The sequence below is a fragment of the Microbacterium sp. W1-4-2 genome, assembly GCF_058349885.2.
In genome coordinates this window covers 736,540-761,158 of sequence record NZ_JBYRJC020000001.1, presented here as the reverse complement: position 1 = coordinate 761,158, position 24,619 = coordinate 736,540, and the positions used below count along the sequence as shown (strand labels likewise).

Here is a 24,619-nt window from a genome sequence, read left to right as displayed (position 1 = left end):
CCTTGCCGGGCTGCGCGGGCACGCGCACGCTCTCAAGGACGCTGTGTCCATTCCCCGTGTCAGGAGGGTGAGTAGCCATGTTCCGGAACCGTTCCGTCGTCGGCGTCGACGAGGCCGTCTACGGCATCGACCGGATGCTGCGCAATGTGCGCACCGGACGATTCGAGCGCAGCCTTGCGGGGATGACGGCGGCCGGGGCCGTCGTCACGGCGGCCGAGATCTTCTTCGAGCACGACAAAGCCAGCTTCGGCAACCGCTGGATGTGGGCGCCGATCATGCTCGGCCCGGTCGGCGCGGTCGCCGGCGTGGCGGGGGCGTGCAGCCGGCGCGCCGCCAAGACGCTGCTTCCGCTCGCGTCGGCCACGGTGATCGCCAACGGCCTCCAGGGCGTGTGGCTGCACGCCCGCGGCATCGGGCAGAAGCCCGGCGGGTGGCGCAACTTCCGCTACAACATGGAGATGGGCCCGCCCCTGATGGCGCCACTGCTGGTGACGCTCGTCGGCGGGATGGGAATCCTCGCGGCGGTGCTGAGGCGCGAGAAGTGAGCGCTCTGCCCCTGGAACCTGAGCACGGCGGCGGGCGGTATCCCGGGTTCGACGTGGCCGCGCACGCGCGGCACTGGGACGACGTGACGCGCACGGTCGTGCAGGGCAGGCTCGGACGCCAGCCCGCGACGCGCTTCTTCACCGAGGCCGAAGAGGCGGCGGCCGCGGCGCTGTTCGACCAGCTGCTGTACCAGCGGACCGACCCCCGGGTGCCGGTCGTGCAGATGGTGGACGCCCGCCTGGCCGAAGGGCAGACCGACGGCTGGCACTACGAGTCGATGCCCACTGACGGCCAGGCGTGGCGCGACAGCCTGGGGAGTCTGGACGACGACGCGCGCGCCGCCCACGGCACGACGTTCGCGCAGTCCGGGTGGGAGCAGCAGGAGCAGATCCTGAGAGCGGTCCAGGAGCGCGACACGGGACGATGGCACGGCATGATCGCCGCCCAGGTGTGGAGCCTGTGGATGCGCTACGCCTGCACGGCGTTCTATTCGCACCCCTGGGCCTGGAACGAGATCGGATTCGACGGGCCCGCCTACCCGCGCGGGTACAAGAACCTCGGGGTCGACCGGCTGGAGTCGTTCGAGGTGCACGACGTGCGCCCCCGCCACGATCCGGTGCGACCGGCGGAACGGGAAGCACCATGACCGCAGTGCGCGAGCGCAACGAATCCGCGTGGCTGCTCAGTCGCGACGGGCTGCAGCTGGCGCCGGGCCTGCGCGAGGACATGCGCACGTTCGACGACGACGACGAGATCGACCTCGTGATCGTCGGCTGCGGCGCCGGCGGCTCGACGCTGATGCAGCGCGTCGCGCGCACGGGCATGACGGTGGCGGGCCTGGACGCCGGGCCCTTCTGGGACCCGCAGGCCGACTGGGTCAGCGACGAGGCCGGATCGCATAACCTCTATTGGACCGAGCCGCGCGAGATCGGCGGCGATGACCCTGTGCCCCTCGGATCGAACAACTCCGGCCGGGGCGTGGGCGGCTCGATGATCCACTACGCGGGCTACACGCCGCGCTTTCACCCCAGCGACTTCCGCACCCGCTCCCAGGACGGCGTCGGCGCCGACTGGCCGATCGGCTACGACGACCTGCGCGAGCACTACGAGCTGATCGAGGCCGAGCTGCCGGTCGCCGGCGAGCACTGGCCCTGGGGCGACCCGCACTCCTACCCGCACCGCCCCCACCCGGTCTCAGGCAACGGCGAGCTGTTCCAGCGCGGCGCCGAAGCCGCCGGCATCGCCACCCGCGTCGGTCCCGTCGCCATCTCGAACGGCCGCTTCGGCAACCGGCCGCACTGCATCTATCGCGGCTTCTGCCTGCAGGGATGCAAGGTCGACGCCAAGGCGTCGCCGCTGATCACGCACATCCCCGACGCCCTCGCGCACGGCGCCGAGGTGCGAGCGGACTCGATGGTCACGCGCATCGAGATCGACCCGCGCACCGGCCGGGCCACGGGCGTGCACTATGTGCGCCGCGGCGTGCAGCGCTTTCAGCGCGCCCGGGCGGTGGCCCTGGCGGGCTACTCCATCGAGACGCCGCGACTGCTGCTGAACTCGGCGTGCGACCGCTTTCCGGACGGCCTGTGCAACGACTTCGACCTGGTCGGCCGCTACCTCATGGTGCAGGGCGCCCCGCAGACCGGCGGCCGCTTCGCGAGCGAGGTGCGGATGTGGAAGGGGCCGCCGCCCGAGGTCAGCACCGAGGAGTTCTACGAGACCGACCCCGACGCACCCTACCGGCGCGGCTTCTCGGTGCAGACGGTCTCGCCGCTGCCGATCACCTGGGCCGAGCACGTCGCGGCGCAGGGACACTGGGGCGCGACCCTCCGCGATTACATGAGCGACTACGTGCACTGGGCGTGCCTGGGCGCGCTGTGCGAGTTTCTGCCACAGCCCGAGAACCGGGTGACGCTGGCCGACGAGAAGGACCGCCACGGCATGCCGATCGCACGGTTCGACTACACGCAGTGCGAGAACGACCGGGCCCTCGTGCGGGCGGCGACCGCCGTGATGGAGCGCATCCTCACCGCGGCCGGCGCCGAAGAGGTCATCACGATCGAGCGGTACGCGCACCTGGTCGGGGGCGCGCGGATGGCGGCCTCACCCGAGGACGGCGTCGTCGACGGGGACTGCCGCAGCTTCGCGGTGCCGAACCTGCTGATCGTCGACGGGAGCGTGCTGCCCACCCAGGGCAGTGCGAATCCGGCCCTGACGATCATGGCGATCGCGGCGCGCGCGGCATCCCGTTTCATCCGGGATGGCGCAACCGGCCGATGAGAAGGAAGGAACGGACATGGCAACGGTGAGCGACTTCGTGATTCAGCGCATCAGGGAGTGGGGTGTCAGTCGGGTCTTCGCCTTCCCAGGAGACGGCATCGGAGAGTTCGACGGCGCGCTCGGCGACGCGCAGCGGGCCGAGCACGGCCTGCAGTACGTGCGCCCGACGCACGAGGAGATCTGCGCGCTGATGGCCACCGCGCACGCCAAGTTCACCGGCGAGGTCGGCGTGTGCATCGCCACCTCGAGCCCCGGTGCCTTCCACCTGATCAACGGGCTCTACGACGCGCAGATGGACAACCAGCCGGTCGTGGCCATCGTCGGCCAGCAGGGGCTCAGCGCCCTCGGCACGTTCACGCAGCAGCAGAGCAACCTCGAGCGCACGATGGCGGACGTTGCCGTCTACGTGCAGACGGTGGTCTCGCCGGCCCAGGCGCAGGCGGTCATCGACACCGCGTTCCGCACCGCCCGGGTGCGGCTGGGGCCGGCCGTGGTCATCCTGCCGCACGACGTGCAGGGGATGCCGATGCCCGAGCTCGAGCCTGCGAACTGGGTGTCCCGCTCCAGCGCCGTGGCCCCGTCGACCGCCATCACGCCGCCGGCGGACGAGATCCGGCAGGCGGCGGCGATCGTCAACGCCGGAAGCCGGGTGACGTTCTTCGTCGGCAACGGCGCCGACGGCGCCACCGACGAGGTGCTGGAGGCCGCCCGGCTGTGCGGCGCCGGTATCATCACGTCGCTGCGGGCCAAGCAGGTCGTGCCCTCCGACGTCCCCTACCACTCGCAGCAGCTGGGGCTGCTGGGGTCGCTCCCCAGCGTCCACCAGATGAACGAGTGCGACACGCTCGTCCTGCTGGGCACGAACTATCCGTACGGCCAGTTCCTGCCCCCGAGTGGCCAGGCACGCGCCGTGCAGGTGGACCTCAAGCCCGAGCAGATGGGGCTGCGCTACCCCACCGAGCTGAACCTGTGGGGCGACGTGAAGGCCACCCTGACGGCGCTCATCCCCCACCTGGAGGAGAAGGCCGACCACAGCTGGCAGGACAAGGTCGCCGAAGAGATGGCCGAGTGGGAGGACGAGATGCAGGCCCAGGCGCTCGTCGGCTACGACGACGGCGTCAACCCGCGCCGGGTGTACCACGAGCTCAACAAGCGGCTGCCGCCGCAGGCCATCGTCACCGCCGACGCCGGGTCGACCGCGGACTGGTACGGCCATCACATCCGGCTGCGCCGCGGCATGAAGGGCGACCTGTCGGGACGCCTGGCCAGCATGCTGGCGGCCATGCCGTATGCGACGGCGGCGAAGTTCGCGTACCCCGACCGGTGCGTGGTCTGCACGATCGGCGACGGCGCGTTCCAGATGCTCGGCCTGAACGAGCTGATCACGGTGAAGAAGTACGCGCAGCAGTGGTCCGACCCGCAGCTGATCATCCTGGTGCTGCACAACGACGACCTCACCCAGGTGTCGTGGGAGATGCGCACCGAGGACGCCAACCCGGTGTGGCCGGTCTCGCAGGACGTCGAGTCGGTCGACTACGCCGGCTGGGCCGAGCTGCTGGGGTTCGAGGGCATCCGGGTCAGAAGCGACGACGACGTCGCCGCCGCGTGGGAGACCGCGTTCGCCCGCCGCGGCGTGACGCTGATCGACGCGTACACGAGCAAGAACGTGCCGCCGCTGCCGCCCGACATCACCCGCGAGTTCGCGAAGAACACGGCCGAGGCGCTGCTGCACGGCGACCCCGAGCTGCCGACGGTCGTGGTCGACACGGCCAAGGCGCTGGTCACCGAGGGCATCGAACGCGTCAAGGGCACGCTGCACCACGGCAGGAAGCGCGACGCCGACCACGACGACTGAACCGGGTCGACGGCGAGGCGGCGAGAACATGGACGGGGTGACGGATGCGCGCATCGAGGGCCTCGACGTCCGCGTGTACACGATCCCGACCGACGACCCCGAGGCGGACGGCACGATCGCGTGGGACTCCACGACGATGGTGCTCGTCCAGGCGCACTCCGGCGGGGTCGTCGGCACCGGGTGGACCTACGGCGCGCAGGAGTGCGGCGCGGTGGCCGGCAGGACGCTGGCGCCGCTGGTGGTCGGGCTCGATGCGCTCGAGACAGGCCGCTGCTTCGAGGCGATGGTCGCTGCGGTGCGCAACAGCGGACGTCAGGGCGCGATCGGCTACGCCGTCTCGGCGGTGGACACCGCCCTGTGGGACCTCAAGGCCCGGCTTCTCGGCATCCCCCTGCACCGACTGCTGGGCGCGGTGCGCGACGTGGTCCCGGTGTACGGCAGCGGAGGCTTCACCACCTATTCCGACCAGCGGCTGGCCGAACAGCTGGGCGGGTGGGTGCACGACGAGGGCATCCCGCGCGTGAAGATCAAGATCGGCCAGTCCTGGGGCGGCGAGGTGCCGCGGGATCTGGAGCGGATGCGGCAGGCACGCGACGTGATCGGGCCGGCGGCCGAGCTCTACGTGGACGCGAACGGCGCCTACACCCGCAAGCAGGCCATCCGGCTCGCGCATGCGGCCGCAGACCTCGACGTGCGCTGGTTCGAGGAGCCGGTCTCGTCGGACGACCTCGACGGGCTGCGCGAGGTCCGGGACGCGATCGATGCGGATGTCGCAGCCGGCGAATACGGTTTCGACCTCATCTACTTCCAGCGCATGTGCCGGGCGCAGGCCGTCGACTGCCTGCAGATCGACGCCTCACGATGCGGCGGGATCACGGAGTGGCTGCGTGCGGCGGCAGTCGCCGCAGCGCACGGTCTGGACGTCTCGGCGCACTGCAGCCCGCACCTGCACGCGTACGTGGCGGCGGCGACGCCGAACCTGCGCCACCTGGAATGGTTCCACGACCATGTGCGGATCGAGACGCGCCTGTTCGACGGCACGCTCGATCCGCGCGGCGGGACGCTGCACCTCGACGGCACGGCGCCCGGGACGGGCCTGACGCTGCGCGAGCGCGACGCCGAGCGCTACCGCGTGGCGTAGGACGCGCTATCACGCCCGTCGGGGATGTTCAAGAGGGTGTCGGTACGGCCGCCGAACAGGAACAGTGGGACACCTGACGTTCCATCGGACTCACATCGAACAACGGAGAACCTCATGAGCATCGCACTGATCATCATCGTCATCATCGCGATCATCGTCGCGATCGTCAGCGGCCTGAATGCGGCATTGCAGTGGCTGCTGTGGGTCGCCATCATCGTGGGCGTGATCGCGCTCATCGCCTTCCTGCTGCGGGTGCTCAGCGGGCGCAACCGGACCTGAGGCATCATCCTCCCCCGGCCGACAGCGCCCCCACCAGGACCAGCGACACGACGGCCGTCACTGCGATCGTGCCCATCAGGCACGCGAGCAGCACGAGCCGCATGCGAGACGAGGGCACCGCGAAACGCACGACGACCATGGTCAGATACAGGGCCGCGATCAGGGCGCACGCCGCCCACGCGGCCGGTTCACGCGTGACGGCGAGCGTCACCAGGATCGCGAGCGTCACGGCGGCAAGCACTCCGCCCCACACCAGCCACCGACGTCCGGTGGACGTGGTGAGGGCGGGTTGCGCGGTGACCTGCGTGGGATCGCGTCGCGGGCGCGCCATCACAGCGCTCCGTGCTCCGCCAGGGTCGCACGGGCGGCGCGCACGACATCGCCGACCCCGATGCCGGCCTGGCTCATGAGCTCGGCTGCGGTGCCCGAGCCGGGCATGCCCCGCACCGCGAGGAGGGTCGCGTGCAGGGGCTCGTCGCCGTCGGCGAGCGCCTCGAGGACGGCCGAGCCGACGCCGCCCTCGATGTGATGGTCTTCGACGATCACGAACCGCCCCCCGACAGCGGCAGCGGCGTCCACGAGCGCGTCGCGATCGACGGGTTTGACGGAGTAGAGGTCGATGACGCGCGCCGTGATCCCCTGCTGCGCGAGCTCGTCCGCCGCCGCCAGGCAGGTGTGGACGGTGACCCCCGCTCCGATCAGGGCGACCTGATCGCCGTCGCCGGATCGCAGCGTCTTGCTGCCGCCGATCGGGAAGGTCTCGTCGTTCGGGTACAGCACCGGGTACGCTCCGCGCGTCGTGCGCAGATACGAGATGCCCGACATCCCGACCATCTCGCGCGTCAGGGCCGCGGCGCTGACAGCGTCGCACGGATACAGCACGGTGGAGCCGTGGATCGCACGGAGCGCGGCGATGTCTTCGAGGGCCATCTGCGACGGCCCGTCCTCGCCGATCTCGACGCCGGCGTGCGAGCCGCACAGCCTCAGGTCGGATCCCGAGATCGCGGCCATGCGGATGAAGTCGTACGCGCGCGAGAAGAAGGCCGCGAACGTCGACGCGAACGGGCGGAAGCCGCGCACGTCCAGCGCCACGGCCACCGAGATCAGCTGCTGCTCGGCGATGCCGACCTCGAAGAACCTGTCCGGCGACGCGGGCGCGAACAGGCCTGCGTGCGTGGAGTTGCCGACATCCCCGTCCACCACCGCGATGTCGTCGACGCTCGCGAGGGCCGCGAGGGCCTCGCCGAATGCGGTGCGGGTCGCCACCTCGTCGCCCAGCTCGTAGACGGGCGCCCCGGGCGCGTCGACGACACGCGTGGGCTGGTCCCCCGTCGCCCGCTGCGGCGGGGGTGTGCGGAAGGTCTCGTGGTGGACTCCGCCCAGCGCCTCGATGGCGCTGTGCGCGAGGTCTTCGGGAAGGGGCTTGCCGTGCCATCCGTTCGTGTCCTCGACCTCGGGCACGCCCTTGCCCTTGATCGTCCGGGCGATGACCGCCGTCGGGTGCGCGGACTCGCGCGCCGCCGCCAGCGCGTCGTCGATGGCGACGAGGTCGTGGCCGTCGACGACGATCGGCTCGACGTCGAACCCGCGCACGCGGCGGGCATAGGCATCCACGTCCCACTCGAGAGCCGTGCTTCCGCTCTGACCCAGCCGGTTGACGTCGATGATGACGGTCAGATTGCCCAGCTCCTGCTGGCCGGCGGTCTCCAGCGCCTCCCAGACCGACCCTTCGGCGAACTCGCCGTCACCGCACAGCACCCAGACGTGGTTGGCGCGGTGCTCGAGCCGGCGGATCACCCAGGCAAGGCCGACGCCGATCGGCAGGCCCTGGCCGAGAGAGCCGGTGGCGACGTCGACCCAGGGCAGCACGGGGGTGGGGTGCCCCTGCAGCCTCGACCCGAATCGCCGGTAGGTGCTGGTCAGCTCGGTATCGGTGATCGCTCCGACCGCGGCGTAGAGGGCGTACAGCAGCGGGGACGCGTGGCCCTTCGAGAAGATCAGGTGGTCGTTGTCGGGGTCGTCCGGCGCCACCCAGTCGTACCGCAGGTGCCGCGCGGCGAGCACCGCGATGAGATCCGCGGCGGACAGGCTCGAGGTCACGTGTCCCGACTGCGCCTGTCCCGTGGCGCGGATGGAGTCCACCCGCAGCTGGGCGGCCAGGCGCGCCAGTGCATCCACGTCGCGTCCGGCATCCTGTGCGGTCGTGTGCATATCCATGTCGCCTCCTCCCGGCGCCGCGCTCCACGGTTGCGGGCGCGCGCCGGGCTGCCAGGGTTGCTCGCAGACACCTCGATGCCAACCCCCTTGCGCCGGCCCGTTCGATGGCTTAGCCGGCGAGGGCGGCGGGATGCTCGTGCGCGCTAGCTCTCCTGCGGGACGCGGTCGTCGCGCACGGGGATCGACATCGTGTCGAGATGTTCGGCGACGAGCATGATGCCGCCGGAGGTGTTCGCGGAATTCGCCAGATCGTGGATCCACTTCCGGCTCAGTTCGGGCGGCTCCGGCTCGTCGAACACGAACCGCAGCGGGATCGACGGGTGCAGCCAGATCGTCGAACGCCCCTCGGGCTCGCCGTCGGGATGGCGCCACGAGAGCGTGAAGCTCTCGCCGCGTCGCAGCTTCGTCGCGATGACGACCTTCAGGTGCGCCAAAGCCCGATCCTCGATGTGGATCGGGGTGCCCGGCCCTCCGTAATACATCGTGCCCACAGTGCCTCCAGACCGGTCGCCCGCCGTCGGGTCAGTGGGCACTCCTCATCACTCAGTATGAGCCCGCCGAGGGCGCAGGTGGGCGTCGAATGCGCGAGACAGCATGTGCAGGGCGACGGCGTGGGCGTTCTGCACCGCTGCAGCCGAGCCGGTCAGCGCGATCGCGCTGTCGCAGGCCGAGACCAGCGGGTCGGGTTCGGGCCGAGTGATGGCCCAGACTGCCGCCCCGCACCGGTGGGCACGGCGGGTCGCACGGACGAGGTCGCTGCGACCGCACGAGGACAGGAGGATCACCACGTCCCCCGCGTGCACGCCTGCGGCGACCTGCCGTGCGAGGGTCTCGCCACCACCGGGGCCGTCGTCGATCGCCAGGGCGGCCGAATCCTCGCCGTCGCAGCGCCAGACCAGCTCGCCGGCGATCCGCCGCGCTTCGGACATCGCCCCGCCGTCGTCGGCGATGATCAGGCACTGGCCGCGCTCGCAGCGCCGGGCCAGTTCGTGACCCCACTGCACGATGGTCGGGATCGCAGGTTCCAGCTCCCGCAGGACCTCGGCCCGGTCGTCGATGGGCGCGGTGAGCACGCTGCGCGCGCTGCCCATGGTCTGAACGCTCGTCCGCGACGCGTTCGCCGTCTGTCCGTCCCCTGGTGCGCCCATGTGCATGCCCGTCATCGTCACGGACGATTGTCGTGCGCATTCGGCACTGCGGCGAGGGGGTTGACTTCGTGCGCGGTCGAAGTCGATCAGTCCACGATCTCGGTCTGCTGCGCGACGAACTGCCGGTCGCGCTCGTCCAGCCGAGTGCCCTCTGCGAGGTCTGCTCCGGTACGCTGCGCGATCTCCTCACGCACGCGTGCGGTGAGCGGGGCGTTGGGATCACGCAGCACGTCGTTCCGAGCCTCGGCGGTCAGATAGGGCCACCAGGTGTGGATAGGGGGAAGGGAATCGGACATGTCGGGCGCTCCTCTCCATGAGATTCGATTCACACGATTCGATTCTCGCAATTCGACGACGCGCCAGACTCACGTCCGCTCCGGCGGCCGCCGTCGTCATCCTGTCCGCATGCCCGATCCGAGCGGACCCCCTTGACAAAGCGCCGATCGTCGATCCGCACGATCCGTGAGGCCGCCTGCCGCATGTAACCCGCATTGCGCCGTCGTCGTCGGTCATCGACGTCTGTTATCACCCATCGGCGGATACGACGGGATCGACGTCGGTGGTCCACTGCGAGACGGTTCCTTGGGATCATCGACAGACACCGTGCGATCCACTTCACCCGTGGCCTCACGAGCCGGCCGTGCCCCGGCGACGATGAGGAATCGCCGACCGGTGATCGACGTCGCTGTGAGGCGAATCGATCGCGTCTTGGTCCCGGGGAACCAGGAAGGCGCCTGCGAACGGGACGACGGCGAGTCGCTGTCGTCCACGATCACCTCTGCCGTTGCGTGGACGATGACGCTCCAACGCACTCGGAGGGTCCCGCCGTCGACCTCGATGGCGACATGCGGACGCGCGGCGACCGCTCGCGCCTTCGCATCATCGGCCGAGCGGATGATGACGCCGCCTTGAGCCGTCTGGGTGTTCACCGGGTAGATCTCGGGGTTGCCGTTCTCGTCGATGAATGCCAGGCGGGCCAGGGATGCGTCTTGCAGCAGCCGCCAGCATTCGTCCGTGTCGAGTTGCTCCACGTGCAGCTCTTCCTCGATGCCGGGCCGACTTCTCGTGTTGTCACTGGAACTCATCGTGTCCCTCTCCGTGATCGATATCGCGTTTCTGAGCTACGGCACGGATGTGTAGCTGAGCAGCTGGCCCCACTCGCGCGCCCGGTCGAGTTCGCCGTCCACGAGCGGGCCCTGGTAGCCGTGCACGAAGAAGCTCTCGGGTGCGCGGACGGTGAATCCTCGTCGCCGTGCGAGACGCGTGGCGCTTCGTGATGCTGCTCCGGGAAGCAGCGGCATCTCCACTCTGGTGTCGAATGCCGCGAACGCCTGATCCGGTCTGCTTGCCGGGAGCTCCTTCAGCCATTCTCGGATGCCCTTGTCGACATCGTTCCTGGCGCCGCCGCGTCGCTCGGCGTCATGCCGAGTGGAATAGCGCGACATCGAGAAAGCATGTGTAGGGCCGCCGACGACGACAAGGTCGACGTCCGACGGCACCTCGGCCGGGGCATCGACGACATCCGTGAGAGTGACCTCCCGGTTGGCGGAGAGACCATCGGCGACTGCGCGGGCGATCTTGCCGGTGTTGCCGAACATGGTCTCGTAGACAACGAGTGCTCGCATCGTGTTCCTCGATTCGGGGAGGGTCTTCGTCTTCACGATCGTGCCTGAGCCGGCTGCCCCGCACCCGGGTCCTTGGTCCCTTCGTGACAGGACAATCCGTGGGACCAATGTCACACGATGCCGTCGTGCGGTGACGCACTCTTATCGTCGTGATGTGGTTGGTGAAGCGCGGGCCTGGGGTGCCAAGTGAGTCTTCTGTCGGGCACATCTCCCTCGGGTTCGACATAGTGCGAGACGTCGGGAGTCTCGCCTCTCCCTGAGGGTTCCAAGGAGGACGTCGCATGAGGCGGCGTCCTCCTTGTCATTCGCGGGTTCGCATCCCCCGATCTCGGAGGACTTCAGTCCCCTCCCGCGCCGATCCACGTGCATCGGCCGGCGTGGATCAGCCGTCGGATGAATTCCGCGCGCCACGCGTAGAACTCGTCAGTGCCGTGCGAAACCTCTCCGATCGCGCCCATCGCGACTTCAGGCCAACGGGGGCAGGCCGAGCTTGCGCACCACGATCACGTCCAGCGGTGCCTCCAGCAGGCGCACAACCTGCGCGGCGACGGTCCCGGAACCACCAGGCCCTGCTCATCGTCCCTCCATGGGAGTCAGCCGTCTGTCGGACCGACCTGGTCGTGATATACCAGCACAGGGCACTGTGCTCGTTCCGCACATTGCGCGCTGACCGATCCGAGAAGGAGTCCAGCCACCCCCGCGTGTCCTCGGCTTCCCACGACGAGTAGGTCGCCCGGCTCGCCTTCAGCGATCAGGACGTCAGCGGGATTCCCTTCGTGGACGACACCGGTGACCCGATCGGGCGGTCGGTTCGCGAACGCGCGGGTGATCGACTCCTCGATGCCGCAGAGGGCCTCTTCCCGCAGGTCAGGTCTGCCGAGCGAGAATCCCATGTAGGTGGTCTGCGGGCCCCACGCTCGGATCGCGAGAACGTCGATGTCGAGAAGATCACCCAACTGAGCCGCGTGGCGTAGTGCGCCCAGAGACTGCGCCGAACCGTCGACGCCGACCAGGATGCGCCGGTACATCATCGATGTTGGTCCCCGTCCCGGCATGATGTCCGCAGGTTCTCTCATACGACGAGTGTGAGCGTTCGTCTCCCCATTGCCGGGACGAAGGTCCCACGCCATCCTCGTCTTCTCATGGATCGCGAAGCGGTGATCACGACCGTGATCACCGCTTCGCGATCTCGTTCACCGCCCGCTGTCCACGGTCGCTCTTCGACTTCGGTGTGGTGTGCTCCGGCGGAACTCGCGAGTCGTCCAAGCGATCGTCTGGCCCGTGCACGTCCTCTACGACAGGTTCGGTCTGCTGCGGGCCTCGACCCCAAGAAGAGGCAGACATGCCGGCGGATGCGGCGCGCACCGTGCGTCACGTGTCACAGGACTTTGGTCCCCAAACGGGTGCTTGCCATCGTCATACCGTGGTCGCACGGGTCGTACCCGGACAACCGAGACAGATGGCATCGCCGACGAACTGCATCGCGATCGCCGAGGTTGGTGCAGTCAGGGGAGGCGCCCTCTCGCGGAGGGGGCCTCCCCGTCCCACTGTTCGTGCCGAGCATGGCGGCCCGACGACCTCGCATGCGCTCACAAGACGACGGCGAGCAGGTCTGAATCCGGGGTGCGCTCGCAACCGGGACGCGGGACGTTTGGCCCTGTCAGACTCGACTCTCCGGAGTGATGCTCGCGGAAACGAAGGAGGTCGACGTGGACGTCGTCGCAGCCACTCCAGGCGTATACGTCGGATGGGGGCCGTTCATCATCCAGCTCGGCAACCTGATCGTGATCGCCGTCATGCTCACCCTGTTCATCTTGGCGCTGGTGCTCCCGTTCCCAGGAACCAAGCGTCAGGCCGCCACAGGGCGCCCGAGTGCCCCTGTGGGAGTCGTGCCAGAATCGGCGCCGCCGACGTCATCGACGCCCGACACGGACGACGAGGAGGAGTACTTCACGTGGACGGGGCGCCTGCGCGGCTGGCTTCTTCGCAAGCTGCCGCCTTCCGAACTGCTGCCACAGGAGCAGCCGAGCTACGTCGCCTCCTGGATCTACGCATTCGGCATGGGCTCTCTCGCCGCGTTCGCCGTCGTGATCCTGTCGGGCCTCGTCCTGAGCCTCAACGGACCCTCCTGGTACCACACCTCGGCGCTCGGTCATTTCACCAACAGCGTGCACCTGTGGAGCGTCGAGATGTTCTTCCTCCTCATGGTCGTCCATCTGTGGGGCAAATACTGGATGGCCGCGTGGCGGGGCGGACGCGTACTGACGTGGATCACGGGTGTCGCTGCGTTCGCTGTCTCGATCGCAGCGGGTTTCACCGGCTATCTGCTGCAGACCAACTTCGATTCGCAGTGGATCGCGTTCGAGGGCAAGGATGCACTGAATGCGGTCGGAATCGGCGCCTGGTTCAACGTGGCCGATCTCGGTCAGATGTTCATGTGGCACATCGCACTGCTGCCACTGGCTATCGGCGTCGTCGTCGCCTTTCACGTTCTGCTCGTGCGCAGTCACGGTGTCGTGCCCCCGATCGATGCCTCCGACGCCGACGACCAAGCGCGTCGGCCGCGCCGCACATCGGACCAACCGCGATGAACGCGACGAAGCACACGCCGAACCTGACCTGGAAGGCTCAAGGGGACCTCGCGAGCAGGCGGTGGACCGGCCGTGTGCGCCACTATGACCTGATCAAAGAGGTGGTGATCGGTTTCGCAGTGGTAGCCCTCGTCGTGCTCGCACTCGCTGCAGTCGTGGGCTCACCTGATGAGCCGAATGTGACCTTCCGCTCATGGTCTACCAGCGCTCCGGTCGACTTTGCGACGACAGCGACGGCGGAGCTGGGCAGAACCAGCGATACAGCGCAATACGGCCCCCCGTACAACGACACCCCGGGCGCCACGCAGACGCTCGGTCCTCTCGACCTCCAGAGCCTCTCCGGAGTCCGGCTGCCCGTGGATACCGCGCAGGCCTTCGTGCTGGGACCGCTGGAGACGATGCCCGGGCGGATACCTGCGATCTCCCGCTGGAACGGCGCATCGACGGCGCAGCGGGCGCGATGGACCGAGACCTACTCGAATGCCCTGGCGGCTGACAAAGGGAGCACGCTGCCGAACCCGGCCAGCGGCGACTTCGGTCCGGTACCCGCACTGATCGGACAGCTTTCGGCGATGGCCCGCAGCGGCGCGCTCGACGGCGCGCTCACAAGTCGCAGTGATTCCTACGGGCTCGATGACACCTTGGCCATCCTCTTCCTCGGCGACGGTCAGTACTTCCAGAATCTCGCCGCTGATCAGCACCTCACCGGTGACCAGTGGGGAATGATGAATGAGACCGGGAACACCCCTGGACAGTCCTGGCTCTGGTTGTTCTCGCTCTTCTACCAGGTCGAGCCGTTCTCGTCGGCGCCGAATGCCGATCTCGTCATCGTCCTCATCATGGCCTTGCTGACGCTGATGCTCGCTCTGCTGCCCTTCATACCGGGCCTGCGCACGATCCCTCGATGGATCCCTCTGCACAAGCTCATCTGGCGGGACTACTACCGTCGGCGCGTCCCCACCCCGAAAGCATGGGAACGCCGATAACTGACACCGCCGCCGCAGTTCCCCTTCTTTGAGATCTCCGCCGCCTGGCGCAGCGCGGGACCTTAGACCCCATGGGTGCCGCGACGTGCGGGCAACCTGTGCACATGACTTCCGGTCACATCCATCCCGAGGACCTCGAGATCGCCTATGCCGACCAGCTGAACCCGGGGCTCGGAGAGGCCCAGCGTGAAATGTCTCACACCGCCCGGTATCTTCAGATCGCGTCGGCGCTGCGCCGTCACGGCTTCACTTTCGCTCTCGGCCTTCTCGGTCTCGACCATGTGATTCCTTGGTGGCGGAGCGCGGGGGGAAAAGCGCCGCGGCAGCCCTCCAGCCGAGCTCCGTCGCAACTGCGGGCAGCACTCGAGGAGCTGGGCCCCACATTCATCAAGCTCGGCCAGGTGCTGTCCACAAGATCGGATCTGCTCCCACCGGCGTTCATCACCGAACTCGCCAAGCTCCAGGATGCTGCTCCCCCGGTCCCCGTCGACGAGATCCGCGCAGTGATCCGCAGCGAACTCGGCGCAGACCCGGAGAACGTGTTCGCCTCGTTCGAGGATCGGCCGCTGGCCTCGGCATCCATCGGTCAAGCACACGCGGCGACACTCGCCGACGGCACCCCTGTCGTCGTGAAGGTGCGCAAACCCGGAGCGGTGTCGCAGGTGCATACCGATCTGGAGATCCTCCAGAATCTCGCCGTGCACGCGGCGCGCGCTTGGGAGTTCGCGCGCGACATCGACGCCGTCGGAATCGTCGAGGAGTTCGCCCAGTCCTTGCGGGCTGAGCTCGACTACCTGCAAGAAGGCCGGAACGCCGAGAGATTCGCGCGAAACTTTCGGGACGACCCGACGATCGTCATACCCGGGGTCTCGTGGCCGCACACCACCTCGCGTGTCCTCACGCTGGAGAGGATGCACGGCATGAACGTCGCCGACACCGGCGCCCTGGAACGAGCCGGCGTGGACCGCGATCTTCTCGCCCGGCGCGGCGCGGGCATCGTGCTGCAGATGATCTTCGAGGATCGCTTCTTCCACGCCGACCTCCACCCCGGTAACCTCTTCATCCACCCGGACGGCACGATCGCCCTGATCGATTTCGGCATGGTCGGCGTCGTCTCAGATGAGTTGCGCGGACATCTGAGCCGCCTGTTCATCGCGATCGTGCGGGGCGATGCCGCGCTGCTCACATCGGCCGTGATCGCCGTCTCGTTGACGAGCGGCGGGATCGATCGGACGACTCTGCACGACGACCTGAGAGCGTTCCTCTCCCATTACCGGCTCGGGTCGGTGCGGCAGACGCCCTTCGCACGCATGATGACGGACCTGTTCGCGGTCCTGCGACGCAATCGCGTCCGGTGGCCCCACGAGATGACCATGCTGTTGAAGGCCCTTCTGCTCGTCGAGTCGCTTGCCATGAGACTCGACCCCGACTTCCGACTCGGCGAGGCGCTCGAGCCCTACGCGGAGCGCCTCGCCCGTGAGCGGCTGCGCGCGTCGGCCATCGCGAAGCGCGTCCTGATGTCCTCGGCCGATGTCGGCGAACTCGCACTCGACCTCCCGGGTATCGTCCGACGCCTGATGGATGCCGTCGACACCGCCGGCATCCAGGTGCACATGCGAGCCGCCGAGCTCGAGCCCCTCCTCGGACGAGCCGAGCGCATCGGGAACCGACTCGTGGCCGGCATGGTCGGCGCGGCCCTGATCACCGGCATCGGCGGACTGGTGGCGGGCGAGCGACGATGGCGCTCCTGGGAGAGCGCCATGGTCGGCGCCGGGCTCACGACGATCGGGGCGTTGAGCGCCTACCTGACGTGGACGGCCCGACGAAGACGGGGCTGAGCCTCCGTGCGGCGCAACCAGACCCGTTGCAGCATGAAGGCGATCCCGATCAGAACGCTCCCGGCAACGGCGAGGACTGCAACGAGTACGAGCAGTTCGGTCGAGAGCGGCTCGAGCTGAAAGAACCTCGCCGTCAACGGGAGCCACGAAACGAGCAGGTATCCCACGATCATGGCCGCCGCGATGAGGCACTTCGGCCACGTGATCGGCAGCGACACGAGGACGAGCACCCAGAGTCCGAGGATCGCGACGAGGATCGTCGCCGCGGTCCGCGTCTGGCTCATGGGCAGGTGCCACGCCTCTCGGCCGATGAGCGCGAGCATCGTCATGCCGATCCCGATGATGGTGCCGACGGGGACGGCGAGACTCAGGGTACGGCGCAGGAAGCCCCGCCGGTAGCGGCGTGAGTTCGGCAGCAGGGCGAGGAAGAACGCCGGGATGCCGATGGTCACGCCGTCCGTGATCGACAGCTGCCGCGGCAGGAACGGAATCTGCACCAGCAGGATGCCGAAGAGGATGCCGATGACGGCGGCGTAGACGGTCTTGGTCAGGAACAGCACCGAGACCCGTTCGATGTTCGCGATGACCCTGCGGCCCTCGTCCACGACGTACGGCAGGTGCGAGAACCGCCCGTCCAGCAGGACGAGGCGGGCGACGGCCTTGGTCGCTGCCGATCCGGAGTCCATCGCGATGCCGATGTCCGCCTGCTTGATCGCGAGGGCGTCGTTGACGCCGTCGCCGGTCATCGCCACGGTGTGGCCACGGCTCTGCAGGGCGACGACCATGGCCTTCTTCTGCTCGGGCGTGACCCGCCCGAACACCGCGTGCGCGTCGACCCTGTCGGCGAGGGCGACCGGATCGGCGGGCAGCGTTCGCGCGTCGCACCCTACGGGGACGTCGAGGCCGACCTGCCGGGCGATCGCAGCGACCGTCTCGTGATCGTCGCCCGAGATGATCTTGACCGTGATGCCCTGACGGGCGAAGTACGCGAGGGTGGATGCCGCGTCCTCGCGTATGCGCTCACGCAGCGTGAGCAGCGCGACGGGGTGGAGTCCCGGCGGCAGCCGCTCGGCCACCGCATCGTCGGGGGCGAGCGCGACGCTGGAGTGCGCGAGGACGAGCGTGCGGCGGCCGGTGGCGGCGAGCTCGTGGACGGCGGTGGCGAGTGTCGCCTTCCCGTCGTCCCCCTCCCACGGGACGGCGCGATGGACGGCGTCCGGGAACACGAGCCCGGGCGCGCCGAGGACCCACGTTCCGGGCAGCCCGTCGAGGGTCGCCGCGCTCCACTTCCGAGCCGAGGAGAACGGGATCTCGCACACGGCGGAGGATGCCGCCGGCCCGGGGTACGCCGCCGCGAGGCTCTGCGCCGTGGCGTTCGCGTCGGGCGCCGCGCCGAACCAGGCGAGCGCCGTGCGCCAGCCGGGCGCGGTACGGGAGTCGAGGGGATGCTCTGCGTCGAATGCGATGTCGCCGCGGGTGAGTGTGCCGGTCTTGTCGAGGCAGACCACGTCGACCCGGGCGAGGCCCTCGACGGCGGGCAGATCCTGGACAAGGACACGGTCGCGGACGAGGCGGGCGGCGGCGACCGCGAAGGCGATGCTCGTGAGCAGGACCAGCCCGAGCGGGATCATCGCGATGATGACGGCGATGGAGTCCACTGCTGCGATCCGCCAGCCGTCGTCGCGCAGCGCGTGCCGCCAGCCGCCGTGGATCTGCACCTGGGCGTTCGTGACCAGCAGGGCGACCGGGCCGATCCCCCACGCGACCCACGCGAGGATGCGATCGACGCTGCGGCGCAGTTCGGAGTGCGCGAGCCGGAACCGCCGAGCCTCGTGCGCGAACCGGTTCGCATACGAGTCGGCGCCCACCCGTACCGTGCGGGCGACGCCCCGCCCTGCGACGACGGTCGACCCCGAGAGCACGTCGTCGCCGGGGCCCTTGTCGACGGCGTCGGCTTCGCCGGTGAGCATCGACTCGTCGATCTCGAGTCCGGCGTCCTCGATCACGACGGCGTCGGCGGCGACCTGGTCGCCGGCGCGCAGCACGAGGAGGTCGTCGAGCACGACGTCGCCGGGCCCGATCTCGGCGTCGACGCCGTCGCGCCGCACGCGGGCGTGCGGCGCGTGCAGGAGGGCGAGCCGGTCGAGCGCGACCTTCGCGCGGACCTCCTGGTAGCAGCCGACGAGGGTGTTGAAGATCGCGGCGAGTCCGAAGAGGGCGTCCTGCCAGTGGCCGAGGACGAGCAGGGCCGCGAAGCACGCGAACACGATCGCGTTGAACAGCGTGAACACGTTCGCGCGGACGATGCTCCACCACGTGCGGCTGGTGTCGGCGGCGAACGCATTGGTCTGTCCCGCGGCCACACGGTCGGCGACGTCGGCGGCACGCAGACCGACGGCCGCTGCGGCACGGGAAGGCGCAGTGCCGGAGGTCGCGGGCCTGTCCGTCACGGCGTCCACATCCACGCGACGGGCGGAGTCGGCATCCATGGCCAACCGTTCAGCGGACGGGCTCACCTGCACGGATCTCGAGACGGTTGTCGACGTCGGTGACGTGCGCAGACGCCCACGCGGCCCGTTCCGCTTGACGTCTCGCCGCCCAGGAGTCCACCGTTCCGGTGAGGATCGCGGTGTTCCCGCGCACCGTGACGGTGACCTCCGCTGTGGCCAGTTGGGCGTTGCGGGTGATGGCCTGCCGGATCCGCCGGTCCGTACCCGCGGCTGCCGGGCGTTCGCTCAGTTCGACTTGGTTGTCCACGTCGTACACACCTCGGAGGAACTGGACGGTCTTCTCTGCCGCCTCACGCTGGTACGCCCATTCCGCCACACCGCGCAGCCGCACGGTATGACCATCGATCTCTGCCTTGACGGTATCGGGCACGTTGACGGCGTTGCGAAGCGCGCGCCGGACCTCTTTGGCGATGTCGATCTCGGTGATCGGACGGTCCGTGACCGGATGCACCGTCATGTCGTCGACCACGGCCCGCACCCCGCGGACCCGCAGCGCCGCTTTCGTCGCAGCCGCGCGTTGACTGTAGTGATCGACCTCGCCGGACAGTGCGACGATGCCGTCGTCCACGGCGACGCCGATTCGCGCCACATCCACCTCCGGGGTCCACTCCAGCTCGTCTCGCACCTCCGCCTGCACGTGCAGGTCGGCGTCGGCCTCAGCCGTCATCTCTTCTCCTCTGCCAGGTCGCGGATGCAGCGCACGGACGGCGGACGTCATGCTCCCACCGCCTGTGCGGTCTCGACGGGCGCGTCCGTGCGTGCGGCATCGAGGTCCACCTCCTGCCCGTGGTCCGCGGCGCGCACGTTCCACCCCAGTGCGCGCTGGATGCGGACGCGCAGGGCGTCCGCCGCGTCGGGCTCGCCGTGCGTGAGGTACACGGCCTGCGGTGCACGCTCGGCATGCCTCATCCACTCCACGATCTGTGGCGCATCCGCATGTGCGGACATCATGTCGAGCATGTGGATCTCTGCCCGGACGGGCACGTCTTCGCCGTGGATGCGCAGAGTCCGCTGGCCTTGCAGCAGCGCGGCGCCCCGGGTTCCTCCGGCCTGGTACCCGGTCAGGACGATGGCGTTCTTCGGATCCGCTCCGTAGGCGACGACGTGATGCAGGACGCGGCCGCCTTCGAGCATGCCGCTGGCGGAGATGATGATCGCCGGCCCACCGCGGAGGTTGAGCAGCTTCGATTCGTCGACGGTCCGGACGAGGGTCGCGATCCGGTACATGTCCTCGAACTCCGCCGCGGAGATCCGGTGCTCCTGCGGATACCGGTGGTAGATCTCCGACCCGTTGACGGCCATCGGGCTGTTCAGGAAGACCGGCACCTCGGGGATGCGTCCCGTCGACCGGAGCCGGCTCAGATGCAGCAGCAGCGTCTCAGCCCGGCCGATGGCGAATGCCGGGAGGATCACGACACCCCCGCGGCCGCACACCCGGGTGATGATGTCGGCCAGCGCCTGCCCGGCATCCTGCGGGGAGTGGATGCGGTTGCCGTACGTGGACTCGCACACCAGAACGTCGGCGCCGGAGAAGGCACGGGGAGGACGCATCAGTGCGTCATCCTCTCGCCCCAGGTCGCCGGTGAAATGGACGAGCCGATCCGACACGGTCAGTCGGATCTGCGCAGCCCCGAGGATGTGCCCGGCCGGGAGGAACCGTGCTGTGATTTCCCCCACCGCCACGTCCGTGTCGAACGGGTGAGACTGGAACCGCTCCAGCGCGCTCCAGGCGTCCTGGACGGTGTACAGCGGCTCCGGGCGGGCGTGCCGCGAGAAGTGATGACGCTGCGCGAATGATGCTTCCTCTTCCTGCAGGTGACCGCTGTCAAGAAGGACGAGCCGGCTCAGATCGGCGGTGCCGTGCGTGGTGTGCACGCGCCCCCGGAATCCGTCGCGCACGAGAGCGGGCAGGTAGCCCGTGTGGTCCAGGTGCGCGTGTGTGACGAAGACGGCGTCGATCGTGGCCGGCGGGACCGCGAAGGGGGTGCGGTTCCGTTCCCGCAGCAGCTTGTAGCCCTGGAAGAGACCGCAGTCCACCAGCACTCTGGTCGTATCGGTCTCCACGAGGTAGCGGGATCCGGTGACGGTGCCGGTTGCTCCGAGGAAGCGAAGGCGTGCGGTCATGTCCTCATCGTGACTCAGAACGGTCCCCGCTCATGGGACCTTGGTCCCGGTGCGGATTCCGCCCTCTTCGGGACCTTCGGCCCACCCGGGCGAGCGCTCGTGCGTCACCGTGAGTCCATGACGAACATCCTCGACCTCTCGTGCATCTCGATGGCCGATCTCGCTCAGGTGGGCGGCAAGAACGCGTCCCTCGGCGAGATGATCTCGCGGCTGGCCGACGCGGGCGTGCGGGTCCCCGGCGGCTTCGCGACGACGGCGGACGCCTACCGGTCGTTCCTGGCCGGAGGCGGCGTGGGCGCGCATATCGAAACGGCCCTGGAGAGGCTGGATGTCTCGGATCTGGATGCGTTGGCGCGTACCGGCGACGAGATCCGCGGGTGGCTCGGTGAGCAGCCCCTTCCCCGCGACGTTGAGGACGACATCCGAACCGCGTTCGCTGGGCTTCTCGCCTCAGACGAGGACGCAGCGAACGCGACGTGGGCGGTGCGCTCGTCCGCGACCGCCGAGGACCTGCCCGACGCGTCGTTCGCGGGACAGCAGGAGACGTACCTGCACGTCGCGGGCATCGAGAACGTGTTGCGCGCCGTCAGAGCGGTGTTCGTGTCGTTGTTCACAGACCGCGCCATCGCATACCGGGCCCATCACGGGTACGCGCATACGCGCGTCGCGCTGTCGGCGGCGGTGCAGCGCATGGTGCGCTCGGATGTCGGAGCCTCCGGTGTGATGTTCACGGTGGACACCGAGAGCGGTTTCGACCGTGCCGTGCTCATCACCAGCGCGTACGGCCTCGGCGAGACGGTCGTGCAGGGCGCGGTCAACCCCGACGAGTTCGTCGTGTACAAGCCCGGCTTGCGTGCCGGCCACGCCTCGATCCTGAAGAGACAGGTGGGCGAGAAAGCGGTCGCTCTGCGCTTCGCGCCGAACGGAGACGTCGGGACGAGCACCGTGCTGGAGAACGTCGAGGACGCGGATCGCAGGCGGTTCAGCATCTCGGATCCCGACGTCGAGCAGCTCGCTCGTTACGCGCTGATCATCGAAGAGCACTACGGGCGCGCGATGGACATCGAATGGGCGCGCGATGGGATCGATGGACTCCTGTACATCCTCCAGGCTCGGCCGGAGACGGTCGTCTCTCGCGCCGACGCGGCCGTGCTGCGCCGGTTCGTGCTCCGCGAACGTGGGGACGTGCTCCTGACCGGACGGGCGGTCGGGCAGCGGATCGGCACGGGAACCGCGCGCGTGGTCGAATCGCCGGCCGAGATGGACCGTGTGCAGCCGGGAGAGATCCTTGTCGCCGACATGACGGACCCGGATTGGGAGCCGATCATGAAGCGCGCTTGCGCCATCGTCACCAATCGGGGTGGCCGCACCTGCCACGCCGCGATCATCGCGCGCGAGCTCGGCATCCCCGCTGTTGTCGGCACCGGGACCGCGACTCGGGATCTGGCGGACGGCTCGCAGATCACGGTCTCCTGCGCGGAGGGGGAGGAAGGCCACGTCTACCGTGGACGGCTCTCGTTCGATGAGACGCACACCCGCCTGGACGAGCTGGGTGAGCCGCCGGTTCGCTTGATGCTGAACGTCGGCACGCCGGATCAGGCGTTCACACTGTCGGCGCTGCCCAACCGCGGTGTCGGCCTTGCACGGCTCGAGTTCATCGTCGGTCAGCAGATCGGCGTCCACCCGCGTGCGCTGCTCGACGACGAGACCCTCCCCGAACCGCTCAGATCCGATGTCGCGCGCCGTACCGCCGCGTACGATTCGCCGCGGGAGTTCTTCGTCAAGCGCCTTGCCGAGGGTGTTGCGATGATCACCGCCGCCTTCGCACCGGAGCCGGTCATCGTCCGCACCAGCGATTTCAAGACGAACGAGTACGCACATCTTCTGGGCGGTGACCGGTATGAACCGCACGAAGAGAACCCGATGATCGGATGGCGCGGCGCGTCCCGCTACATCACCCCCGGCTTCCGAGACTGCTTCGCCATGGAGTGTGAAGCTCTGCGATACGTGCGCACCGAGATGGGACTGACGAACCTGCAGATCATGGTGCCGTTCGTGCGCACCCTGACCGAGGCGACGTCTGTGGTCGAAGAGCTCGCCCGCCATGGCCTGCGACGCGGGCAGGACGGGCTGGAGATTCTGATGATGTGCGAGATCCCGTCCAACGCGGTGATCGCCGACCGCTTTCTCGAGCATTTCGACGGGTTCTCGATCGGATCCAACGATATGACGCAGCTGGTCCTGGGTGTCGACCGGGACTCCGAGCTGGTCGCGTCCGAGTTCGACGAACGGGACCCCGCCGTTCAGGAAGTGCTCCGGCTCGCCATCGGTGCGTGCACCCGCCTCGGCCGACACGTCGGCATCTGCGGGCAGGGACCGTCCGACCACCCCGACTTCGCCGACTGGCTGATCGAGCAAGGGATCGAATCGATCTCGCTCAACCCTGACAGCATTGTGGAGACCTGGCTCCGGCTCGCGTCACCCACCGCGGTATCAGCGCATCCGTCGGCTGAGATCGACAGGGAGAGCACCGCATGACGCCGATCCTGACGCTGACGATGAACCCGGCGCTGGATGTGTCGACCACCGCGCCGACCGTGGTGCCGGACCTGAAGCTCCGCTGCGCGCCGGCCCGTCTCGACCCCGGCGGCGGCGGCGTGAACATCTCACGGGCGATCCGGAATCTTGGCGGCCGTTCACGGGCGATCTACCCCCTCGGCGGTCCCACGGGCGAGATCTTCCGAAAAGTGGCGGCGGATGAAGGCCTGTCCGGCGAGGTGGTGGGCATCACGGAGAACACGCGCGAGAACTTCGCCGTCATCGATGCCTCCTCCGGGCGGCAGTACCGGTTCGTGCTGCCGGGGCCGCATCTGAGCGAGGCAGAGTGGCGCGCCTGCCTTTCCGCCGTCGTGGCGCACATGCCGCGCGGAGGCTACCTGGTCGCAAGCGGCAGCCTCCCGCCCGGGGTACCCGAGGACTTCTACGGTGTGCTCGCCCGCACCGTCGCCGGCGCAGACGTCCATCTTGTGATCGACGCCTCCGGCCCCGCACTCGCACACGCTCTGGATGAAGGCGTCTTCCTGATCAAGCCCAGTCGAGACGAGTTCGCTGAGTTGGTCGACGGTGACCCGGACATGACGGACGAAGAGCGCCTGGACGGTGCGCACGGAATCGTCAGTGCAGGACGGGCCGCGGTCGTCGCGCTGACCATGGGCGCCGAGGGTGCGCTGCTCGTCTCGGCCGCGGGCGCCCTGAGCCTTCCGACGCCGGCGGTTCCCGTGGCCAGCGCGGTCGGAGCGGGCGACGCGTTCCTCGCCGGCCTCGTGCTCCGCCTCGCTGAGGGTCGATCACTCGCGGACGCGTTCCGCACCGCCGTCGCCGCGGGGAGCGCGACGGCCATGATGTCCGGGACCGGGCTCTGCCGTGTCGAGGATGTCGGAAGGCTCGAGGAATCCCTGCCCATACGGCCGTGAAGCCGC

General features: G+C 68.9%; 22 protein-coding genes. 11 read left to right on the top strand and 11 right to left on the bottom strand.

What is annotated here, in order from left to right; translation table 11 throughout:
* Nucleotides 1-77 precede the first annotated feature (77 nt).
* The 6 genes from AC3RX0_RS03335 (at nt 78) to AC3RX0_RS03310 (ending at nt 6,101) form a co-directional block, all read left to right on the top strand.
* Nucleotides 78-545 (top strand): hypothetical protein, encoded by a 468-nt coding sequence (locus AC3RX0_RS03335; RefSeq protein WP_491504514.1) that lies wholly within the window; start codon nt 78-80, stop codon nt 543-545.
* On the top strand, nt 542-1,192 hold the full coding sequence (locus AC3RX0_RS03330; protein ID WP_491504513.1) for a gluconate 2-dehydrogenase subunit 3 family protein: 651 nt from the start codon (nt 542-544) through the stop codon (nt 1,190-1,192). Before AC3RX0_RS03335 ends, AC3RX0_RS03330 begins: the two co-directional genes overlap by 4 nt.
* Entirely contained in the window at nt 1,189-2,826 is a 1,638-nt protein-coding gene (locus AC3RX0_RS03325) for a GMC family oxidoreductase (RefSeq protein ID WP_491504512.1), read from the top strand. The genes AC3RX0_RS03330 and AC3RX0_RS03325 overlap by 4 nt, the downstream gene beginning before the upstream one ends.
* A gap of 16 nt (nt 2,827-2,842) precedes the next feature.
* Nucleotides 2,843-4,681 (top strand): thiamine pyrophosphate-requiring protein, encoded by a 1,839-nt coding sequence (locus AC3RX0_RS03320; protein WP_491504511.1) that lies wholly within the window; start codon nt 2,843-2,845, stop codon nt 4,679-4,681.
* Between the two features lie 28 nt (nt 4,682-4,709).
* Entirely contained in the window at nt 4,710-5,822 is a 1,113-nt protein-coding gene (locus AC3RX0_RS03315) for an enolase C-terminal domain-like protein (RefSeq protein ID WP_491504510.1), read from the top strand.
* Nucleotides 5,823-5,936: 114 nt separating this feature from the next.
* Nucleotides 5,937-6,101 (top strand): hypothetical protein, encoded by a 165-nt coding sequence (locus tag AC3RX0_RS03310; protein ID WP_491504509.1) that lies wholly within the window; start codon nt 5,937-5,939, stop codon nt 6,099-6,101.
* Nucleotides 6,102-6,105: 4 nt separating this feature from the next.
* Here AC3RX0_RS03310 and AC3RX0_RS03305 read toward each other — a convergent pair whose 3' ends face one another.
* The 8 genes from AC3RX0_RS03305 to AC3RX0_RS03270 all read right to left on the bottom strand — a co-directional run bounded on the left by AC3RX0_RS03305 (nt 6,106) and on the right by AC3RX0_RS03270 (nt 12,167).
* Complete coding sequence (locus AC3RX0_RS03305; protein ID WP_491504508.1) at nt 6,106-6,432, bottom strand: hypothetical protein; 327 nt, start codon at nt 6,430-6,432, stop codon at nt 6,106-6,108.
* Nucleotides 6,432-8,318 (bottom strand): transketolase, encoded by a 1,887-nt coding sequence (locus AC3RX0_RS03300; protein WP_491504507.1) that lies wholly within the window; start codon nt 8,316-8,318, stop codon nt 6,432-6,434. Before AC3RX0_RS03300 ends, AC3RX0_RS03305 begins: the two co-directional genes overlap by 1 nt.
* Nucleotides 8,319-8,461: 143 nt before the next feature.
* Nucleotides 8,462-8,809, bottom strand: coding sequence for a DUF7882 family protein (locus AC3RX0_RS03295; protein ID WP_491504506.1), 348 nt, complete (start codon nt 8,807-8,809; stop codon nt 8,462-8,464).
* A gap of 48 nt (nt 8,810-8,857) precedes the next feature.
* Nucleotides 8,858-9,409 carry a phosphoheptose isomerase gene (locus tag AC3RX0_RS03290; protein ID WP_491504505.1) on the bottom strand — a complete coding sequence of 184 codons (552 nt, stop codon included), beginning with the start codon at nt 9,407-9,409 and terminating at the stop codon, nt 8,858-8,860.
* Nucleotides 9,410-9,552: 143 nt separating this feature from the next.
* On the bottom strand, nt 9,553-9,762 hold the full coding sequence (locus tag AC3RX0_RS03285; RefSeq protein WP_491504504.1) for a hypothetical protein: 210 nt from the start codon (nt 9,760-9,762) through the stop codon (nt 9,553-9,555).
* 213 nt (nt 9,763-9,975) lie between these two features.
* The gene (locus AC3RX0_RS03280; RefSeq protein ID WP_491504503.1) at nt 9,976-10,551 is read right to left on the bottom strand and encodes a pyridoxamine 5'-phosphate oxidase family protein; all 576 of its coding nucleotides are present in this window, start codon (nt 10,549-10,551) and stop codon (nt 9,976-9,978) included.
* Nucleotides 10,552-10,587: 36 nt separating this feature from the next.
* Nucleotides 10,588-11,091 carry a flavodoxin family protein gene (locus tag AC3RX0_RS03275; RefSeq protein ID WP_491504502.1) on the bottom strand — a complete coding sequence of 168 codons (504 nt, stop codon included), beginning with the start codon at nt 11,089-11,091 and terminating at the stop codon, nt 10,588-10,590.
* A 593-nt stretch (nt 11,092-11,684) separates the two neighbouring features.
* On the bottom strand, nt 11,685-12,167 hold the full coding sequence (locus AC3RX0_RS03270; protein ID WP_491504501.1) for a universal stress protein: 483 nt from the start codon (nt 12,165-12,167) through the stop codon (nt 11,685-11,687).
* Between the two features lie 633 nt (nt 12,168-12,800).
* Between AC3RX0_RS03270 and AC3RX0_RS03265 the strand changes: the two genes are divergently transcribed.
* The 3 genes from AC3RX0_RS03265 (at nt 12,801) to AC3RX0_RS03255 (ending at nt 16,506) form a co-directional block, all read left to right on the top strand.
* Nucleotides 12,801-13,682, top strand: a complete 882-nt coding sequence (locus AC3RX0_RS03265) for a cytochrome b N-terminal domain-containing protein (RefSeq protein ID WP_491504500.1) — start codon at nt 12,801-12,803, stop codon at nt 13,680-13,682.
* Complete coding sequence (locus AC3RX0_RS03260) at nt 13,679-14,668, top strand: hypothetical protein (protein ID WP_491504499.1); 990 nt, start codon at nt 13,679-13,681, stop codon at nt 14,666-14,668. The genes AC3RX0_RS03265 and AC3RX0_RS03260 overlap by 4 nt, the downstream gene beginning before the upstream one ends.
* A gap of 104 nt (nt 14,669-14,772) precedes the next feature.
* Nucleotides 14,773-16,506, top strand: a complete 1,734-nt coding sequence (locus AC3RX0_RS03255; protein ID WP_491504498.1) for an ABC1 kinase family protein — start codon at nt 14,773-14,775, stop codon at nt 16,504-16,506.
* On the opposite strand, the gene AC3RX0_RS03250 is transcribed toward AC3RX0_RS03255, so the two are convergent.
* The 3 genes from AC3RX0_RS03250 to AC3RX0_RS03240 are packed head-to-tail and all read right to left on the bottom strand — an operon-like array spanning nt 16,470 to nt 21,140.
* Nucleotides 16,470-18,995, bottom strand: a complete 2,526-nt coding sequence (locus tag AC3RX0_RS03250) for an HAD-IC family P-type ATPase (protein ID WP_491504497.1) — start codon at nt 18,993-18,995, stop codon at nt 16,470-16,472. The two genes, AC3RX0_RS03255 and AC3RX0_RS03250, sit on opposite strands and share 37 nt — an antisense overlap.
* Before the next feature lie 10 nt (nt 18,996-19,005).
* The gene (locus AC3RX0_RS03245; protein WP_498165872.1) at nt 19,006-19,683 is read right to left on the bottom strand and encodes a BON domain-containing protein; all 678 of its coding nucleotides are present in this window, start codon (nt 19,681-19,683) and stop codon (nt 19,006-19,008) included.
* 47 nt (nt 19,684-19,730) lie between these two features.
* Nucleotides 19,731-21,140, bottom strand: coding sequence for an MBL fold metallo-hydrolase RNA specificity domain-containing protein (locus AC3RX0_RS03240; RefSeq protein ID WP_491504495.1), 1,410 nt, complete (start codon nt 21,138-21,140; stop codon nt 19,731-19,733).
* A gap of 117 nt (nt 21,141-21,257) precedes the next feature.
* Between AC3RX0_RS03240 and ppsA the strand changes: the two genes are divergently transcribed.
* Both ppsA and AC3RX0_RS03230 read left to right on the top strand, forming a co-directional pair.
* Nucleotides 21,258-23,678, top strand: coding sequence for a phosphoenolpyruvate synthase (gene ppsA / locus AC3RX0_RS03235; RefSeq protein WP_491504494.1), 2,421 nt, complete (start codon nt 21,258-21,260; stop codon nt 23,676-23,678).
* The gene (locus tag AC3RX0_RS03230; RefSeq protein ID WP_491504493.1) at nt 23,675-24,613 is read left to right on the top strand and encodes a 1-phosphofructokinase family hexose kinase; all 939 of its coding nucleotides are present in this window, start codon (nt 23,675-23,677) and stop codon (nt 24,611-24,613) included. The genes ppsA and AC3RX0_RS03230 overlap by 4 nt, the downstream gene beginning before the upstream one ends.
* Nucleotides 24,614-24,619: the final 6 nt, after the last annotated feature.

Bases quoted from the DNA above. Each gene is read 5' to 3' on its own strand.
- AC3RX0_RS03335 (WP_491504514.1), top strand. From the start codon at position 78: ATGTTCCGGAACCGTTCCGTCGTCGGCGTCGACGAGGCCGTCTACGGC.
- AC3RX0_RS03325 (WP_491504512.1), top strand. From the start codon at position 1,189: ATGACCGCAGTGCGCGAGCGCAACGAATCCGCGTGGCTGCTCAGTCGC.
- AC3RX0_RS03320 (WP_491504511.1), top strand. From the start codon at position 2,843: ATGGCAACGGTGAGCGACTTCGTGATTCAGCGCATCAGGGAGTGGGGT.
- AC3RX0_RS03315 (WP_491504510.1), top strand. From the start codon at position 4,710: ATGGACGGGGTGACGGATGCGCGCATCGAGGGCCTCGACGTCCGCGTG.
- AC3RX0_RS03310 (WP_491504509.1), top strand. From the start codon at position 5,937: ATGAGCATCGCACTGATCATCATCGTCATCATCGCGATCATCGTCGCG.
- AC3RX0_RS03305 (WP_491504508.1), bottom strand. From the start codon at position 6,432: ATGGCGCGCCCGCGACGCGATCCCACGCAGGTCACCGCGCAACCCGCC.
- AC3RX0_RS03300 (WP_491504507.1), bottom strand. From the start codon at position 8,318: ATGGATATGCACACGACCGCACAGGATGCCGGACGCGACGTGGATGCA.
- AC3RX0_RS03290 (WP_491504505.1), bottom strand. From the start codon at position 9,409: ATGGGCAGCGCGCGCAGCGTGCTCACCGCGCCCATCGACGACCGGGCC.
- AC3RX0_RS03285 (WP_491504504.1), bottom strand. From the start codon at position 9,762: ATGTCCGATTCCCTTCCCCCTATCCACACCTGGTGGCCCTATCTGACC.
- AC3RX0_RS03280 (WP_491504503.1), bottom strand. From the start codon at position 10,551: ATGAGTTCCAGTGACAACACGAGAAGTCGGCCCGGCATCGAGGAAGAG.
- AC3RX0_RS03275 (WP_491504502.1), bottom strand. From the start codon at position 11,091: ATGCGAGCACTCGTTGTCTACGAGACCATGTTCGGCAACACCGGCAAG.
- AC3RX0_RS03270 (WP_491504501.1), bottom strand. From the start codon at position 12,167: ATGAGAGAACCTGCGGACATCATGCCGGGACGGGGACCAACATCGATG.
- AC3RX0_RS03260 (WP_491504499.1), top strand. From the start codon at position 13,679: ATGAACGCGACGAAGCACACGCCGAACCTGACCTGGAAGGCTCAAGGG.
- AC3RX0_RS03255 (WP_491504498.1), top strand. From the start codon at position 14,773: ATGACTTCCGGTCACATCCATCCCGAGGACCTCGAGATCGCCTATGCC.
- AC3RX0_RS03250 (WP_491504497.1), bottom strand. From the start codon at position 18,995: ATGGATGCCGACTCCGCCCGTCGCGTGGATGTGGACGCCGTGACGGAC.
- AC3RX0_RS03245 (WP_498165872.1), bottom strand. From the start codon at position 19,683: ATGACGGCTGAGGCCGACGCCGACCTGCACGTGCAGGCGGAGGTGCGA.
- AC3RX0_RS03240 (WP_491504495.1), bottom strand. From the start codon at position 21,140: ATGACCGCACGCCTTCGCTTCCTCGGAGCAACCGGCACCGTCACCGGA.
- ppsA (WP_491504494.1), top strand. From the start codon at position 21,258: ATGACGAACATCCTCGACCTCTCGTGCATCTCGATGGCCGATCTCGCT.
- AC3RX0_RS03230 (WP_491504493.1), top strand. From the start codon at position 23,675: ATGACGCCGATCCTGACGCTGACGATGAACCCGGCGCTGGATGTGTCG.